Genomic DNA, 14,330 nt, shown 5'->3' with positions numbered 1-14,330 from the left:
AATGGCAACCGTAACCTTCGACAATATCAAGAAACGCTTTGGACCGACTGAGGTGATCAAGGGTGTTAGCCTCGACGTGGCGGATGGCGAATTCATTGTCATCGTCGGCCCCTCGGGCTGTGGCAAATCCACCCTCCTGCGCATGGTCGCGGGGCTAGAGACGATCACCGAGGGCGAGTTGCGCATCGGCAATCGCCGCGCCAATGATCTGGAGCCGATGGACCGTGACATCGCCATGGTGTTCCAGAATTACGCGCTCTATCCGCATATGAGCGTGGCGCAGAACATGGGCTATGGCCTGAGGATCGCGGGACTGCCCAAGGCCGAGATTGCGGCCAAGGTGCAGGATGCGGCCAAACTCCTGCAACTGACCGAGTTGCTGGATCGCAAGCCCCGGCAGCTTTCGGGCGGTCAGCGTCAGCGTGTCGCCATGGGGCGCGCCATCGTGCGTGCGCCGTCGGTGTTTCTCTTTGACGAACCCTTGTCCAACCTCGATGCCAAGCTGCGGGTTCAGATGCGTCTGGAAATCCGCGAGTTGCAGGCCAAGCTCGGGATCACATCGCTCTATGTCACCCATGATCAGGTCGAGGCGATGACCATGGCGGACCGCATGATCGTGATGAACGCAGGGCGCGCGGAACAGATCGGAACGCCTCTGGATGTCTACGAGCGTCCTGCCACGCTCTTTGCGGCGCAGTTCATTGGCAGTCCGTCGATGAATGTGCTGGAAGGTGAGGGGCGTGAGGGCGCGCTCTGGCTGGGGGCGGCGCGGCTGCCCAATCCGACGGGTCATAGGGGGCCTGTGATGCTGGGGCTCAGGCCAGAGCATCTTGTGCCCGATCCCGAGGGGCCGATTGCAATGCAGGTGCAGCTTGCCGAGCCCCTGGGGGCCAACACGCTGTTGCACGGCAAGCTGGAAACGGGCCAAGGGTTTACCGCAAGCCTGCCTGGCGTCCATACGGTTGCGCATGGTGGAGAGATCCTGCGCCTCGGCATCAAGCCTGAGAACATGCACCTTTTCGATCGCGCCACAGGCCTGCGATTGGGGTGATCGGCCGACAGGTGCCGGGGCTCATCCGTCCTTGAGAATGGCCCGCGCTACATCCCTCCCGGTCAAAACCGCTCCATGTGCCGTGCCGAAATGTCCGACCGAACAGGCCTCACCGGCAAACCAGAGTTGACCGTCCCAGTCCGAACCCGCCAAGGCGCGCCGCGTCGCGGGCCCGGTGCCGACCGCGTTGTAGCTATAGCTGCCTCTGCTCAGCGGTTCTTGACCCCAGCGGGTGATCTGCGAATCCAGAGGTGCCGGAAACCCGGTGCCGAACATCGCGCGCAGCGCATCTTGCGCGGCGGCGCGGGTGTCACGATCACTCATGCCTTCGATCTCGGTGGCCGGATCGGCGGCGTTGAAGCCGATCAAAACAGGCACCGCCATCGTATGCGCAAGTGAGACCCATTCCCCCCAGAAGCCCGGACGCGGACCCAGCCAGCCGATCCAGTCCACATCCCGGGGCCAGTGGATCCGGTCAAACCGCAGCACGCATTTGTTCAAGACACCCATGCGCAACCCGTCGATTGCCGCCTGCCGTTCGCGCGTCAGGGCCGCGCCAAAGCGCACCCGCCCGGATTGCAGCACGCCAAGCGGCAGGGTGCAGATCACCCGCTCTGCCGCAATCCGGCTGCCATCGGCCAAGTGAACCTGTCCCGGCACAATCTCTTGCACAGGCGAGGACAGCCGTACATCCAGTCCTTGCGCAAGCCGCGTGGTGATCCGGTCGAACCCATCTGGAAAGAGCACGTCCGCGCCGCCGAATTCCTCGCCCTCATCGCCATACCAGGCCGACAAGAGGCGCGCGGGGCTTGCGTATTCCTGCTCCAGCGTGCTGTTGATCAGATAGAGCACCAGACGCCGCAGGTCTGCATCCGCGCTTTGCCATTCAGGCGCGGCCTCGAGCGCCTGCATCACGGAAATGTCGCGCGAGCGTCTCTCTGTGGCGGCAAGGGCGCGGCGCAAAAGGGTGTTGGCTGGGCGCATGTCCGGGTCAATCTCCGATCCGTCCTGCGCCAAGAGGATTGCTGCATGGTAGCTCGTCGCAACCATCCGTGCGCCGCTCTGCCGCGCCAGATCCGTCAGGGGATTGTCGCGCTGCCCGTGTATCCAGCTTGCGCCAAGGTCGATCGGCAGGTCGGGCCAATGGCGCGATGTCCGGATGCGCCCGCCAACCCGTGGGCTGGCCTCTAGTATCGTCACGGCATGCCCTGCGTCGTGAAGCGCGCGCGCCGCCGACAGCCCCGCCAGACCTGCGCCAATAACGACGGTGCGTTTTCCCGATTGGGCCGCCGCATGGCCTGTGGTGCAGGCGAGTGCGCCCAACCCCGCCAGAACCGCGCGTCGGCCCACCCCCCGGCTCATCGCATCTGCCGCGGGCGGGCCTGTGAGCGCGCCCACTGGCGCGCAGGCCTTTGAATTGGTGATGTGTGATAGAGGTCCATGCGCATTACCTCCATGTCAGGCGTTAGACGATAACCTCGAACTCTTCCTGTGCGCCCACACCAAAGACGCGCTGGTAGCGGGCGATCTGATCGGCGGGTCCCATCGCCTTGCGCGGGTTGTCCGACAGCTTGACCGTGGGTCGCCCATTGGCGGCCACCGCCTTGCACACCAGCGAAAACGGGGCCAACGCATCATCCGGCGTGAGCCCTCGGAAATCGTTGGTCAAGAGCGTGCCCCAGCCGAACGAGCAGCGCACCCGCCCCGAAAACCGCTGATGCAATGCGATGATGCGGTCCACGTCCAGACCATCGGAAAAGATCACCATCTTTTGCCGCGGATCCTCGCCGCGTGATTTCCACCAGTTTATCGCGGTTTCCGCCCCTTCTTCGGGCGCACCGGAATCGATGCGGATGCCGGTCCACCCCGCCAGCCAGTCGGGCGCATTGTCGAGAAAACCCTTGGTCCCATAGGTGTCGGGCAGGATGATGCGCAGGTTGCCATCATGCTCTTCATGCCAGTCCGACAGCACCTCGTAGGGCGCGCGCGCCAGCGCTGCATCATCCTCGGCCAGGGCGGCATAGACCATGGGCAATTCATGGGCATTGGTCCCGATCGCCTCCAGATCGCGGTTCTTGGCGATCAGGCAATTCGATGTGCCGACAAAGCGGTTGCCCAACCGCTCGCTCATCGCCTGCACGCACCAATCCTGCCACAGAAATGAATGCCGCCGCCTTGTGCCGAAGTCGGCGATGCGCAGCCCCTCGATGGGGCGCAGATGTTCGACCTTTTCCCACAGCTTGGTCATGGCACGGGCATAAAGCACCTGAAGCTCGAATTTCTTGAGGTGATGCAGCACCGCGCGCGACCGCAATTCCATCAGCACGGCCAGCGCCGGGATTTCCCAGAGCATCACCTCGGGCCATTTGCCCTCGAATGTCAGTTCGTATTGCCCGTTGCGTTTTTCCAGATGATAGGGCGGCAGGCGCAGAGCCTCGAACCAATCCATAAATTCGGGCGTGAACATGCTGCGCTTGCCATAGAACATGTTGCCGCGCATCCAGGTGCTCTCTCCGCGCGACAGCGACAGGGACCGGATGTGATCCAGTTGCTCGCGCAGCTCGCCCTCATCCACGAGATCGGCCAGACGGATCGCGCTGCTGCGGTTGATCAGCGAAAAGGTGACGGTTGTATCGGGACGCCGGCGAAACACCGATTGGCACATCAAGAGTTTGTAGAAATCGGTGTCGATCAGGGATCGGACAATCGGGTCGATCTTCCATTTGTGATTATGCACACGGGTGGCGATATCGACCATGGGTGGCCTCCGGCGGGACAATTGCAGCGGTTAAATCAAAGCAAGAGGGGGCGCGCAAGGCGCATCGGTCCGCGTGGCCCTTGGGCTGGGCTGCAATTCTGTCGTCTGGAACAAGAAATCAAGCCAATTTGGTAAATTAATCTTACCAGAATGCTTGCCTTTGCTCGCATAACCGTTACGATTGCCCGCGTGTGGCGGAAACAGGGCTTCGAATCGCCCGTGGGGGTTATGCTTTGCCCGCCATCCGATGCGAACAGACGCAACAGATTTAAGGGAGGACTAAAATGACAAACAAGTCGAAGATGGACCGGCGCTCGTTCCTGCGCCGCGCGGCGGTTGGGGCGCCGGCGGTTGCTGCGGGCGCGCTCGCGGCTCCGGCGGTGTTGGCACAAGCGCCCTTGGTGCTCAAGATGCAGACATCCTGGGGATCGGGTAATATCTGGCAAGAATTTGCACAGGATTACGCCGACCGGGTTGAGGCGATGTCTGGTGGCCGCCTGAAGATCGACGTGCTGCCCGCGGGTGCGGTCGTGGCTGCTTTCCAGGTGCTCGATGCCGTGAACGACGGCGTGCTCGACATCGCCCATTCGGTGCCGGTGTATTGGTATGGCAAGAACAAGGCGGCCTCGCTCTTTGGTACCGGGCCCGTGTTCGGCGGCTCGGCCACAACGATGCTGAGCTGGTTCTATGAGGGTGGTGGCAAGGCGCTCTATGATGAGCTGGTAAACGACATCCTCGGCATGGAGGTTGATGGTTATCTCGGCTTCCCGATGTTCGCGCAGCCCTTTGGCTGGTTCAAGGGTGAGGTGAACACTGTCGCTGACCTGCAAGGCTTCAAGTATCGCACCGTGGGTCTTGCGGCGGATCTGTTGCAGTCCATGGGCATGTCCGTGGCACAGCTTCCGGGCGGCGAGATCGTGCCCGCAATGGAGCGCGGCGTGATTGACGCGTTCGAGTTCAACAACCCGTCGTCGGACAAAGACTTCGGTGCGCATGACGTGGCCAAGAACTACTACCTGTCCTCGTACCACCAGGCGTCCGAGAGCTTTGAATTCCTGTTCAACAAGCTCACCATGGAAGACCTTGATCCCGATCTGCGCGCGATCCTGAAATATGGTGTGGAGGCCGCTTCGACCGCCAACACCGCCAAGGCGATGCGTCGTTACTCGGCCGACCTCAAGTGGCTTCAGGAAGAGGCAGGTGTCACCGTGCACCGCACGTCCACGGACATCCTGAACGGCCAGATCGAGGCGTGGGACAAGTTGATCCCCGTTCTCGAAGAAGACCCGTTCATGAAGAAGTGCCTCGACAGCCAGCGGGCATGGGTTCAGGATGTGACGTTCTACGAGTTGATGAACGCACCCGATTACGCGCTTGCTTACGATCATTACTTCCCCGGCAAGCTCAAGTTGTAATCCCGGTGTAACAACCGAAAAATCCAGGGCCCCGGCGCAGGAAACGCCGGGGCCACTTTCAAAATAGAGGGGGCTCCGTGTGATCGGTTTCATACGTTTCGCCGACAACCTGTCGGCCTGGTTCGGCAAGGCGTTTGCCTGGCTGATTGTGCTGATGGCCTTTGGCACCGGCTATGAAGTGGTGGTGCGATATGTCTTCAACAACCCGACAGCGTGGTCGTTGGATGTGTCTTTCATCATGTATGGCACGCTCTTCATGATGGGCGGAGCCTATACCTTGTCGCGCGGCGGACATGTGCGGGGTGATTTTCTCTATCGCCTCTGGCAGCCACGCAATCAGGCCAAGGTCGATCTGGTTCTCTACATTCTGTTCTTCTTTCCGGGGATCATCGCGCTCATCGCTGCGGGCTGGAAATATGCCGCGCGGTCATGGTCCTATGCCGAGGTGTCCGTGAACAGCCCCGCAGGCATCCCGATCTATCAGTTCAAGACCGTGATCGTCGCCGCCGGAATTCTTCTCTTCATCCAGGGCATTGCCCAAGTGTGCCGCTGCATTCACTGCATGCGCACGAATGAATGGCTCAAGGCCGATGAAGACGTCTTCGAGACCGAAGACTTGCTGATGCAAAAGGCCGCCGAGGCCGAAAAGGACGCACATCCATGACCGATCCGCAAATCGCCCTGATGATGCTGGGCCTTTTCCTTATCTTCGTATTTCTGGGCTTTCCCATCGCCTTTACCCTCATGGCCATGGGGATCGGCTTTGGTTACTACGCCTATTTCGACGCTGGTCGCATGTGGCGCAGCTTTAACCGGCTAGGCGAGGATGCCGGCACCTGGGACCAATGGAGCTTGTGGCTCGAGGGGTTCTTCAACAACCGAATATTCGACCTCTTCGTCAACCAGACCTATACCGTGATGTCGAACGAGGTTCTCACCGCTGTGCCGCTGTTCCTGTTCATGGGCTACATCGTTGAGCGGGCGAATATTGTGGACCGTCTTTTCTCGACTCTCAACGTCGCCGCCAAGAACATGCCGGGATCAATGGGCGTGGCGGCTCTTGTGACCTGTGCGCTCTTTGCCACGGCCACGGGCATCGTGGGGGCTGTGGTGACGCTGATGGGTCTTCTGGCGCTGCCTGCCATGCTCAAGGCGCGGTATGATCCTTCATTCGCAAGCGGGATTATTTGCGCTGGTGGCACGCTGGGTATCCTCATCCCGCCCTCGATCATGCTGATTGTCTATGCGGCTGCGTCCAACGTCTCTATCGTCAAGCTCTATGCAGCGGCGCTCCTGCCGGGGCTTACGCTCGTCGGGCTCTATCTGGTCTATGTGATCGGTCGGGCGATCATTCAGCCTTCTGTGGCACCCAAGCCCAGCAAAGAGGAAATTCCTGACATCCCCAAGATGCAGCTTTTCCTTATGATCGTAACGTCCTTCGTGCCGCTGGCGTTTCTTATTCTCGCGGTGCTTGGCTCGATCCTGCTCGGTCTTGCAACCCCGACCGAAGCGGCGTCAATCGGCGCACTGGGTGGCATCTTCCTCGCCTTCGTCTACCGCGCGATGACATGGCAACGGATGCGCGAGAGTGTCTATCTCACCGTGCGGACAACGGCGATGGTTTGCTGGCTCTTTGTCGGCTCCTACACGTTCTCGGCGGTGTTTTCCTATCTTGGTGGCGAGCACATTATTTCGGATTTCGTCCAGAGCATGAACCTCAGCCCGCTGATGTTCCTTCTCTTGGCGCAGCTCATCATCTTTCTGCTGGGCTGGCCGCTGGAATGGTCCGAGATCATCATCATCTTCGTGCCGATTTTCCTGCCACTCTTGGCGTTCTTCGAAGTGGACCCGCTCTTCTTCGGCATTCTGGTGGCGCTCAACCTGCAAACCAGTTTCCTCACGCCACCTATGGCGATGTCGGCCTATTACCTCAAAGGGATCGCCCCGCCGGAGATCAAGCTTACGCAGATTTTCTCGGGCGTCATGCCGTTCCTCTTCTGCGTCTTCATCTCCATGGCCCTGATGTATATCTTCCCGCAGATCGTGTTCTATCTGCCGGAGCTGATGTATGGCAAATAAGGCCGATATTCTGATGCTGGATGCGTGCGCCCTGCGTGCGCGTCTGGCCTCGGGGGCGCTGAGCGTGCTCGATCTGGTCGAGGCCTGCATCGCCAGGATCGAGGCGCGCGAGCCCGAGATCAGGGCTTGGGCGTGGTTTGACGCCGATTTTGCCCGTCAACAGGCAAAGGCGCTTGACGCGCAACGACAGGCCGGGCGCCCTATCGGGCCGCTGCATGGCCTGCCGGTGGCACTCAAGGACATTATCGACACCGCGAAAATTCCGACGGAGAATGGCTGTCCGCTCGACGCGGGGCGCATCCCCATCAAGGATGCGGCCATCGTTGCGCGGCTCAAGGCGGCTGGTGCGGTGATCATGGGCAAGACGATCACGACGGAACTGGCCTATATGCACGCCGGACCCACCCGCAATCCGCTCAACACCGCGCACACGCCCGGCGGTTCATCCTCCGGCTCTGCGGCGGCGGTGGCCGATGGAATGGTGCCGCTGGCCGTGGGCACGCAGACTGGCGGGTCTGTGATCCGCCCGGCGTCCTATTGCGGTGTGACAGGGTTCAAGCCCAGCTTTGGTGCCATTCCGCGCACCGGGGTTCTGATGCAATCTCCCACGCTTGATACGCTCGGGGTGTTTGCCCGTACGCCCGCCGATGCGGCGCTTTTGGCTGAGGTTCTGATGGGCCATGACGCGGGCGACCCTGCGACCACGCCTGCCCCTGTGCCGCCACTCTTGTCGGTGGCCACCTCCGCGCCGCCGCTCAAGCCGGTATTTGCCTTTGTCCGCCCGCCGGGCTGGGACAAGGCCGATCCGCAGTTGCACGCGGCCTTTGACGAACTGATCGAGGCGTTGGGCGAACAGGTGTTCGAAGCGCCCCTGCCCAATGCCTTTGATGAGGCGGCAGAGGTGCGGGCGCGGATCAATTTCGCGGAAATGGCGAAATACTATTACCGCTATGGCAAATCCATCGACGCGCTTGGGCCGCGCACGCAAGAGGCGCTGAAGACGGGCAATGCCACGCTCGCCCGCGACTATCTTGCGGCACTCGACTGGGCCGATGTGCTGTATGCCGGGCTGGACGAGATTTTTGAGCGCTGTGACGCGATCCTCTGTCCCGCCGCCACGGGCCCCGCACCCGAGGGGCTGGAGTATACCGGCGATGCCATTTTCAACGGGCTTTGGACGTTGACCGGCACGCCGGCGATCACGGTGCCTGCCTTTACGGCGGAGAATGGCCTTCCGATGGGCGTGCAATTTGTTGCCGCGCGCGGCAATGACGCGCGGCTCTTGCGCAACGCAAACTGGTTCACGGGCTGGCTGTCCGAGGCCACAGCATGAGAAAAGGATGACGACATGAACAGAATTATGGCGATGTTTGCCTTCGCGGTCTTTGCCGCTTTTCTCTATATCCTTGCGGAAAAGGTCGGCACGTTCGACCTTTGGGTCGTTGTTGGCCTGACTGCAGCGCTTGCCGCGTATGATTTTGTGACCTCGAGCAAGAACAAAAGCTGACATGCCGGACAAGAAAGTCCTCTGGATTCCGCGCCGCCTCTCCGACGCCACGCTTGCCCGCGCCCGCCGCGATTATGAGGTGATCCTGAATGAAGCGGACACCCCCGGCACCGCCGCAGAAATCATTGCCATGAGTGCCAAGGTTGACGGGATGATCCCCTGTCATTCCGAGCATTTTTCGTCCGAGGTGGTGGCGCAGCTTGATCCAAGGCTCAAGATCGTTGCCAACCATTCGGTCGGGGTCGATCATTGCGATCTGGCGGCGCTCAAGGCCGCTGGAATCGTCGTCACCAACACACCTGATGTCTTGTCGGATGCCACTGCCGAGATCGCCATGCTCTTGATGCTGGGGGCTGCACGGCACGCGGTTGCGGGAGATCGGATCGTGCGGCAGGGGCAATGGGATAGCTGGTCACCCTCTTTCATGGTGGGCAAGCAGATGACCGGCGCACGTCTGGGGATCATCGGCATGGGGCGTGTGGGCCGTGCCTTTGCCGCCAAGGCGCGCGGCTTTGACATGGAAATCCACTATCACAACCGCACGCGGCTTGCGCCTGACGAGGAACACGGCGCGGTCTTTCACGCTGATGTCGAAAGCCTGCTTGAGGTGGCGGACTTCCTGTCGTTGCATTGCCCGGCCACGCCCGACACGACCAATCTGCTGAACGCTGACCGCCTTGGGCTGCTGCCTGCGGGGGCGGTTGTGGTCAATACCGCCCGCGGCGCGCTGATTGACGAGGATGCGCTCTTGGCGGCTCTGAAATCCGGCCATGTCGCCGCTGCCGGTCTCGATTGCTTCAAGGTAGAGCCGGGTGGCAACCCGGCGTTTGCGGCGCATGAGAATGTCTTCATGCTGCCTCATATCGGCAGCGCGACCCGCGCCACACGCGATGCCATGGGCTTTCGCGCGCTCGACAATCTCGATGCATTCTTCGCCGGGAAAGAGCCGGGCGACAGGCTGGTCTGAGACCAACCCGTCGTCCGAAACAGGCGTCAGGCGGCTTGTACCGCCTGCGCCTCAGTTACGATTGTATAGAGCGTCAAGGGATCGGTATTCGAGCGTAGCTTGGCGCGCAGCCCCGGATCGCGCAGCGTGCGCGACACCAGAGCCAGCGCCTTGAGATGCTCAACACCCGCATCAATTGGCGCAAAAAGCGCAAAGGCCAAATCCACCGGCTGCCGATCCACCGAATCAAAGTCTATCGGTTTCTCCAATAGCGCCAGAACTCCCACCACCTGATCCAATCCATCCAAGCGGGCATGCGGGAGCGCGACGCCGTGGCCGACACCCGTCGGGCCCAGGCTCTCACGCTCCAGGAGGGCTTCGACTGCTGCAGAATGGGAAACGCCATAGGCAGCTTCGGCGATATTGCCGAGTTCATGCATCAGACGCTTCTTGCTGGTTGCACCGGACAGAACACGTACTGCCTCCGGTTTGAGGATCATCGGAAGTTCCATGAATTGAGCCGCTCAGACAAGCGTGTCACCGCCTGCCACCCTCTCGTTATGGGTCAATCCAGCCGATGTTGCCGTCCTCACGACGATACACGACATTGACCGTATCCTTGCCTTGTTTGCGGAAAACTAAAACAGGTGCACCCGCCAGTTCCATCTGCATGACCGCTTCACCAACCGAGAGCGATGGAATCTTGGTCTCCATCTCGGCGACGATGATCGGTTGCAGGCTGTCGGGCTCTGATTCCGTTTCCGCGCTATCTGCGGCGAGGATATAAGTGGACGCTCCAAAGAGTTCAACCGGTTCCGCCCGGTCACGGTGATGGTCCTTGAGCCGTCGTTTGTAGCGGCGCAATTGCTTTTCCATCTTCTCGCAACAGGCATCGAAGGCGGCGTAGATTTCATGCGCCTTGGCGCTGGCCTGCGCCGTCAGGCCCGTAGAAAGATGCACGATGGTTTCGCAGGCGAATTCGCTAGCGCTCTTGGAAAAGACGACCATCGCATCGGTCGGACGTTCGGCGTATTTTGCAACAGCCGTGCCCAATTCCTCTTTCACATGCGTTTGCAGGGCCTCGCCGATGTCGATCTGCTTTCCACTGATTTGATACCGCATCTCATCTCCTTCGATTGACAAGCCGGGGCCATACGCGGCGATTACTCCGCGGGTCTGGTTAATCCCGGATGCTGAAAACTGACAGGTGGTGAAATTGTCCCAAGACAGGCCCTTGTCGCGGGGGCCATTCAGGGAACAGCGCGAGATCAACACATGTCATAGCTCAATTGACGCGCTTTCCGCGCGTCTTGTCAATCTGATTTGAAGGAGAGGGGCGCGGATTTGCCGCCTATGTCGCAGTCAGGAAATGCGAAAGCTGTCGCCCAGATAGACGCGGCGCACATTCTCGTTTTCCACCACATCGCGAGGGCTGCCCGACATCAGCACTTTGCCATCATGCAAGATATAGGCACGGTCAACGATTTCGAGCGTTTCGCGGACATTGTGATCGGTGATCAGCACGCCGATGCCCCGTTTCTTGAGGTCGGCCACCAGATGCCGGATGTCCCCCACAGAAATCGGATCGACCCCCGCGAATGGTTCGTCCAGCAAGAGATAGCGCGGATTGGCCGCCAGACAGCGGGCAATCTCGACCCGCCGCCGCTCGCCCCCCGACAGGGCAAGAGCGGGTGCGCGGCGTAGATGCTCGATCGAGAAATCCGACAGCAACTCTTCCAAGCGCTCGCGCCGCTTGTGCCGGTCCTTTTCGGCAATATCGAGGATCGCCAGAATGTTATCCTCGACCGACAGGCCGCGGAAAATCGACATTTCCTGCGGCAGATACCCGATCCCGAGCTTGGCCCGGCGATACATCGGCAGTCCGGTCACATCGCGCCCGTCAATCCGGATATGTCCGCCCTCCGGGTATATGAGCCCGGCAATCGCATAGAATGTCGTGGTTTTGCCCGATCCGTTCGGCCCCAGCAGCGCCACGACCTCGCCCTGACGGAGCGAGAGCGTGACATCGCGAATGACCAGACGCTTGCGATAGCTCTTACGCAGGTTCTCGACCACCAGACCGGTGCTCTCATGCGCCAGTGTCAACGCCGGGCGGCTCATGGGGTGGTCCCCGGCTGCAGAATGGTCTTGACCCGACCGCTGACCTGCGCCGTGCCTCCTGCGGTATCGACCAGCACGGTCTCGCCGGTGATGGCATTCGTCCCCTGCACCAAGAGCACATTGCCGCGCAACTCGATCATGCCGGTTGAGATGTTGTAATCGGCGCGCTCGGCCTCGGCGGCATCCTCGCCGCTGACCAGAGTCACGCCGCCGGTGGCCTCCAGGCTCTCAATTCCGGTACGGTCGGGAAGGTAGACCACCAGCACCCGAGGGGCCGCAAGCCGCATTTCGCCCTGACCGATCACCACATTGCCGGTGAATGTGGCGGTATTGTCGGCCTGATTGACGCTGAGGTTGTCCGAGGTCACTTCGACCGGCAGATTGCGATCCGCTTGGGTTTTGCCAAAGGCGACCTGCCCGGCCTGCGCCCATGCGACCACAGGCAAAAGGGCCAATGCGATGGCCGCGATCATTCCGAAAACTCTTGGCACTGGTTTCATTCCCCCGCTTCCCCCGGCTGGTATATCAGCTTGACACCCTCGGTGAAAAGCAATTCCGGCTCACCGCTCTCGGCATTGTTATGCAGCAGCATCTGTCCGGCGGTCAGTGCGCCAAGGGGGCCGGTCGCCGTGACCTGTCCCGGCGTTTCGGCATAGACCTCGTCCAATCGGGAATTCAGACGCTCGGTGTCGATGACATAGCCGGTCGAGGTGGTGATCTGCACCTCTCCCATCAGGCTCGCGGTCATTTGCCCCTGCTGCATCTGCGCCTGACCCGATGTTATGTCGATCACGGTTCCGGCGCTCAACCGTATCTGCGCCGTCACCCCGTCCGCGATCAGATGCTCGGGCGTGGTTCGATCCGGGCGCGCGAATTCAGCGGCGAAACGGATTTCGTCGCCCTCTCGTGTGACCCCAGCAAAGCGCGGGTTGGTCGCGCCCAGATCCTGCGCGCGCTGCTCGAGGTCGATCTGCGACGAGGGCACGGAGAGCGTGGGATCTACCGTGCGCGAGAACAGAAACAGCGTCGACAGCAGCCCAAGCGCGCTGAGTGGCAGGATGATCTTGATCCAAGCCACGATCCGCGAATAGGTGTTCTGCGCGCGGGCCATCCGTCAATGTGCGAAAATGTCGATCTCGGGCCAGCCCGCAAGATCGAGCAGCGCCCGCTGCGGCAGAAAATCGAAACAAGCCTGTGCCAGATCCATCCGACCCTCGCGGATCAGCCGCGCGTTCAACTCTTCGCGCAACCGGTGAAGATAGAGTACATCCGATGCGGCGTACTCGAGTTGCGCGGCGCTGAGGCTCTCTGCCCCCCAATCCGAGCTTTGCTGCTGCTTGGAGATGTCGACGCCCAGCAACTCTTGCAACAGATATTTAAGGCCATGACGGTCCGTGTAGGTGCGGATCAGCTTCGAGGCGATCTTGGTGCAATAGACCGGGGCCGCCAACGCGCCGAAGGCGTTGTGCATCGCGGCAATATCGAACCGGCCAAAGTGAAAGAGTTTGAGCACGTCGGGATTTTCCAGCAACCTCGCCAGATTGGGCGCGTGGGTCTGTCCCTTGGACACCTGTACCAGATGCGCATGCCCATCCCCGCCCGAAAGCTGCACAACACAGAGCCGGTCGCGATGTGGATTAAGCCCCATGGTTTCGCAGTCAATTGCAACGACAGGGCCAAGGTCCAGCCCATCGGGCAGGTCGTTCTGATAGAGATGATTTGCCATTGGAATTCCTTGTGGCCGGTGCGAGGCAGCCCGGTGAACCTATGTGAATGGCCTCGTGATTAGGCGCTTTTGTGCAGTCCCTCAACCCGGATTTAGGGTGGGGCAGGGGGAAAAACCAGTGCTCCCCCGGTCTTTGCGCCGCGAACCGGGCTTGCGGTCGCCCGACCGCTCCGCCACAAAGTCCGCAGAACGACAGAGGAGCCCGCCCCGTGACTGATAGCCGACAGACCAAAGACCGCGCCGCCGACTATCTTGCACGGCGTCTTTACGAGGCGGGGTGTCGCCATGCGTTCGGCATGCCGGGCGGTGAGGTTTTGACCGTGATGGATGCGCTGGCACGCGCCGGAATCGAGGTCACGTTGGCGCGCCATGAGAACGCCGCCGCCTTCATGGCCGAGGGGGTGTGGCACCGCACCGGCGCGCCCGGCATCCTGATTGCCACTTTGGGGCCGGGGGTTTTGAATGGGGTCAACGCCATCGCCAACGCCCATCAGGACCGTGTTCCGCTGATCGTCCTCTCCGGCTGCGTCGATGCCGATGAGGCGCTGACCTATACCCACCAGATCCTGGATCATCAGGCGGTATTGGCCCCGATCACCAAGGCCACATTCCGCCTGACCGCCCAAGGGGCCGACATTATCGCCGACAAGGCCATCGGCATCGCGACCGAGGGCCGCCCCGGCCCCGTGCATATCGACGTGCCGATTTCAGTGGCGGATATGCGCGT

The 14,330-nt window shown here is 61.1% G+C and carries 16 protein-coding genes; 8 read left to right on the top strand and 8 right to left on the bottom strand.

Annotated elements, in window-relative coordinates:
• Position 1 precedes the first annotated feature (1 nt).
• Positions 2–1,051, top strand: a complete 1,050-nt coding sequence (locus ROSMUC_RS17795) for an ABC transporter ATP-binding protein (protein ID WP_037275856.1) — start codon at positions 2–4, stop codon at positions 1,049–1,051.
• Positions 1,052–1,072: 21 nt separating this feature from the next.
• Here ROSMUC_RS17795 and ROSMUC_RS17790 read toward each other — a convergent pair whose 3' ends face one another.
• Positions 1,073–2,449 (bottom strand): flavin monoamine oxidase family protein, encoded by a 1,377-nt coding sequence (locus tag ROSMUC_RS17790; RefSeq protein ID WP_245875234.1) that lies wholly within the window; start codon positions 2,447–2,449, stop codon positions 1,073–1,075.
• A 67-nt stretch (positions 2,450–2,516) separates the two neighbouring features.
• The gene (gene pncB, locus ROSMUC_RS17785) at positions 2,517–3,809 is read right to left on the bottom strand and encodes a nicotinate phosphoribosyltransferase (RefSeq protein ID WP_037275854.1); all 1,293 of its coding nucleotides are present in this window, start codon (positions 3,807–3,809) and stop codon (positions 2,517–2,519) included.
• A gap of 284 nt (positions 3,810–4,093) precedes the next feature.
• Between pncB and ROSMUC_RS17780 the strand changes: the two genes are divergently transcribed.
• From ROSMUC_RS17780 to ROSMUC_RS17760, 6 genes are all read left to right on the top strand, one after another.
• A complete protein-coding gene (locus tag ROSMUC_RS17780) occupies positions 4,094–5,224 on the top strand; it encodes a TRAP transporter substrate-binding protein (protein WP_037275852.1) in 1,131 nt (376 codons plus the stop codon).
• 79 nt (positions 5,225–5,303) lie between these two features.
• Positions 5,304–5,888: a TRAP transporter small permease subunit gene (locus tag ROSMUC_RS17775; RefSeq protein WP_037275850.1), complete on the top strand. Its 585-nt coding sequence runs from the start codon at positions 5,304–5,306 to the stop codon at positions 5,886–5,888.
• Positions 5,885–7,303 (top strand): TRAP transporter large permease, encoded by a 1,419-nt coding sequence (locus ROSMUC_RS17770; protein WP_037275848.1) that lies wholly within the window; start codon positions 5,885–5,887, stop codon positions 7,301–7,303. The genes ROSMUC_RS17775 and ROSMUC_RS17770 overlap by 4 nt, the downstream gene beginning before the upstream one ends.
• Complete coding sequence (locus ROSMUC_RS17765; RefSeq protein WP_052115444.1) at positions 7,293–8,636, top strand: amidase; 1,344 nt, start codon at positions 7,293–7,295, stop codon at positions 8,634–8,636. Before ROSMUC_RS17770 ends, ROSMUC_RS17765 begins: the two co-directional genes overlap by 11 nt.
• 15 nt (positions 8,637–8,651) lie before the next feature.
• The gene (locus ROSMUC_RS21130) at positions 8,652–8,810 is read left to right on the top strand and encodes a hypothetical protein (protein ID WP_170062592.1); all 159 of its coding nucleotides are present in this window, start codon (positions 8,652–8,654) and stop codon (positions 8,808–8,810) included.
• 1 nt (position 8,811) lies between these two features.
• Entirely contained in the window at positions 8,812–9,777 is a 966-nt protein-coding gene (locus ROSMUC_RS17760) for a 2-hydroxyacid dehydrogenase (protein ID WP_037275846.1), read from the top strand.
• A 26-nt stretch (positions 9,778–9,803) separates the two neighbouring features.
• On the opposite strand, the gene ROSMUC_RS17755 is transcribed toward ROSMUC_RS17760, so the two are convergent.
• The 6 genes from ROSMUC_RS17755 to ROSMUC_RS17730 all read right to left on the bottom strand — a co-directional run bounded on the left by ROSMUC_RS17755 (position 9,804) and on the right by ROSMUC_RS17730 (position 13,603).
• Positions 9,804–10,268, bottom strand: a complete 465-nt coding sequence (locus tag ROSMUC_RS17755; RefSeq protein ID WP_037275845.1) for a PTS sugar transporter subunit IIA — start codon at positions 10,266–10,268, stop codon at positions 9,804–9,806.
• Positions 10,269–10,314: 46 nt separating this feature from the next.
• Positions 10,315–10,878, bottom strand: coding sequence for a ribosome hibernation-promoting factor, HPF/YfiA family (gene hpf / locus ROSMUC_RS17750; RefSeq protein WP_037276805.1), 564 nt, complete (start codon positions 10,876–10,878; stop codon positions 10,315–10,317).
• A 240-nt stretch (positions 10,879–11,118) separates the two neighbouring features.
• A complete protein-coding gene (gene lptB, locus ROSMUC_RS17745) occupies positions 11,119–11,877 on the bottom strand; it encodes an LPS export ABC transporter ATP-binding protein (RefSeq protein ID WP_037275844.1) in 759 nt (252 codons plus the stop codon).
• A complete protein-coding gene (lptA, locus tag ROSMUC_RS17740; protein WP_037275842.1) occupies positions 11,874–12,350 on the bottom strand; it encodes a lipopolysaccharide transport periplasmic protein LptA in 477 nt (158 codons plus the stop codon). Before lptA ends, lptB begins: the two co-directional genes overlap by 4 nt.
• Before the next feature lie 23 nt (positions 12,351–12,373).
• Complete coding sequence (gene lptC, locus ROSMUC_RS17735; RefSeq protein ID WP_037275840.1) at positions 12,374–12,988, bottom strand: LPS export ABC transporter periplasmic protein LptC; 615 nt, start codon at positions 12,986–12,988, stop codon at positions 12,374–12,376.
• Positions 12,989–12,991: 3 nt separating this feature from the next.
• On the bottom strand, positions 12,992–13,603 hold the full coding sequence (locus tag ROSMUC_RS17730; RefSeq protein ID WP_037275837.1) for a ribonuclease D: 612 nt from the start codon (positions 13,601–13,603) through the stop codon (positions 12,992–12,994).
• A gap of 209 nt (positions 13,604–13,812) precedes the next feature.
• Between ROSMUC_RS17730 and ROSMUC_RS17725 the strand changes: the two genes are divergently transcribed.
• A partial coding sequence (locus ROSMUC_RS17725) for a thiamine pyrophosphate-binding protein (protein WP_245875233.1) occupies positions 13,813–14,330 on the top strand: 518 nt, incomplete at its 3' end.

It is taken from the genome of Roseovarius mucosus DSM 17069 (assembly GCF_000768555.3).
GTDB lineage: Bacteria > Pseudomonadota > Alphaproteobacteria > Rhodobacterales > Rhodobacteraceae > Roseovarius > Roseovarius mucosus.
This window is presented reverse-complemented; position numbering and strand designations above follow the sequence as displayed.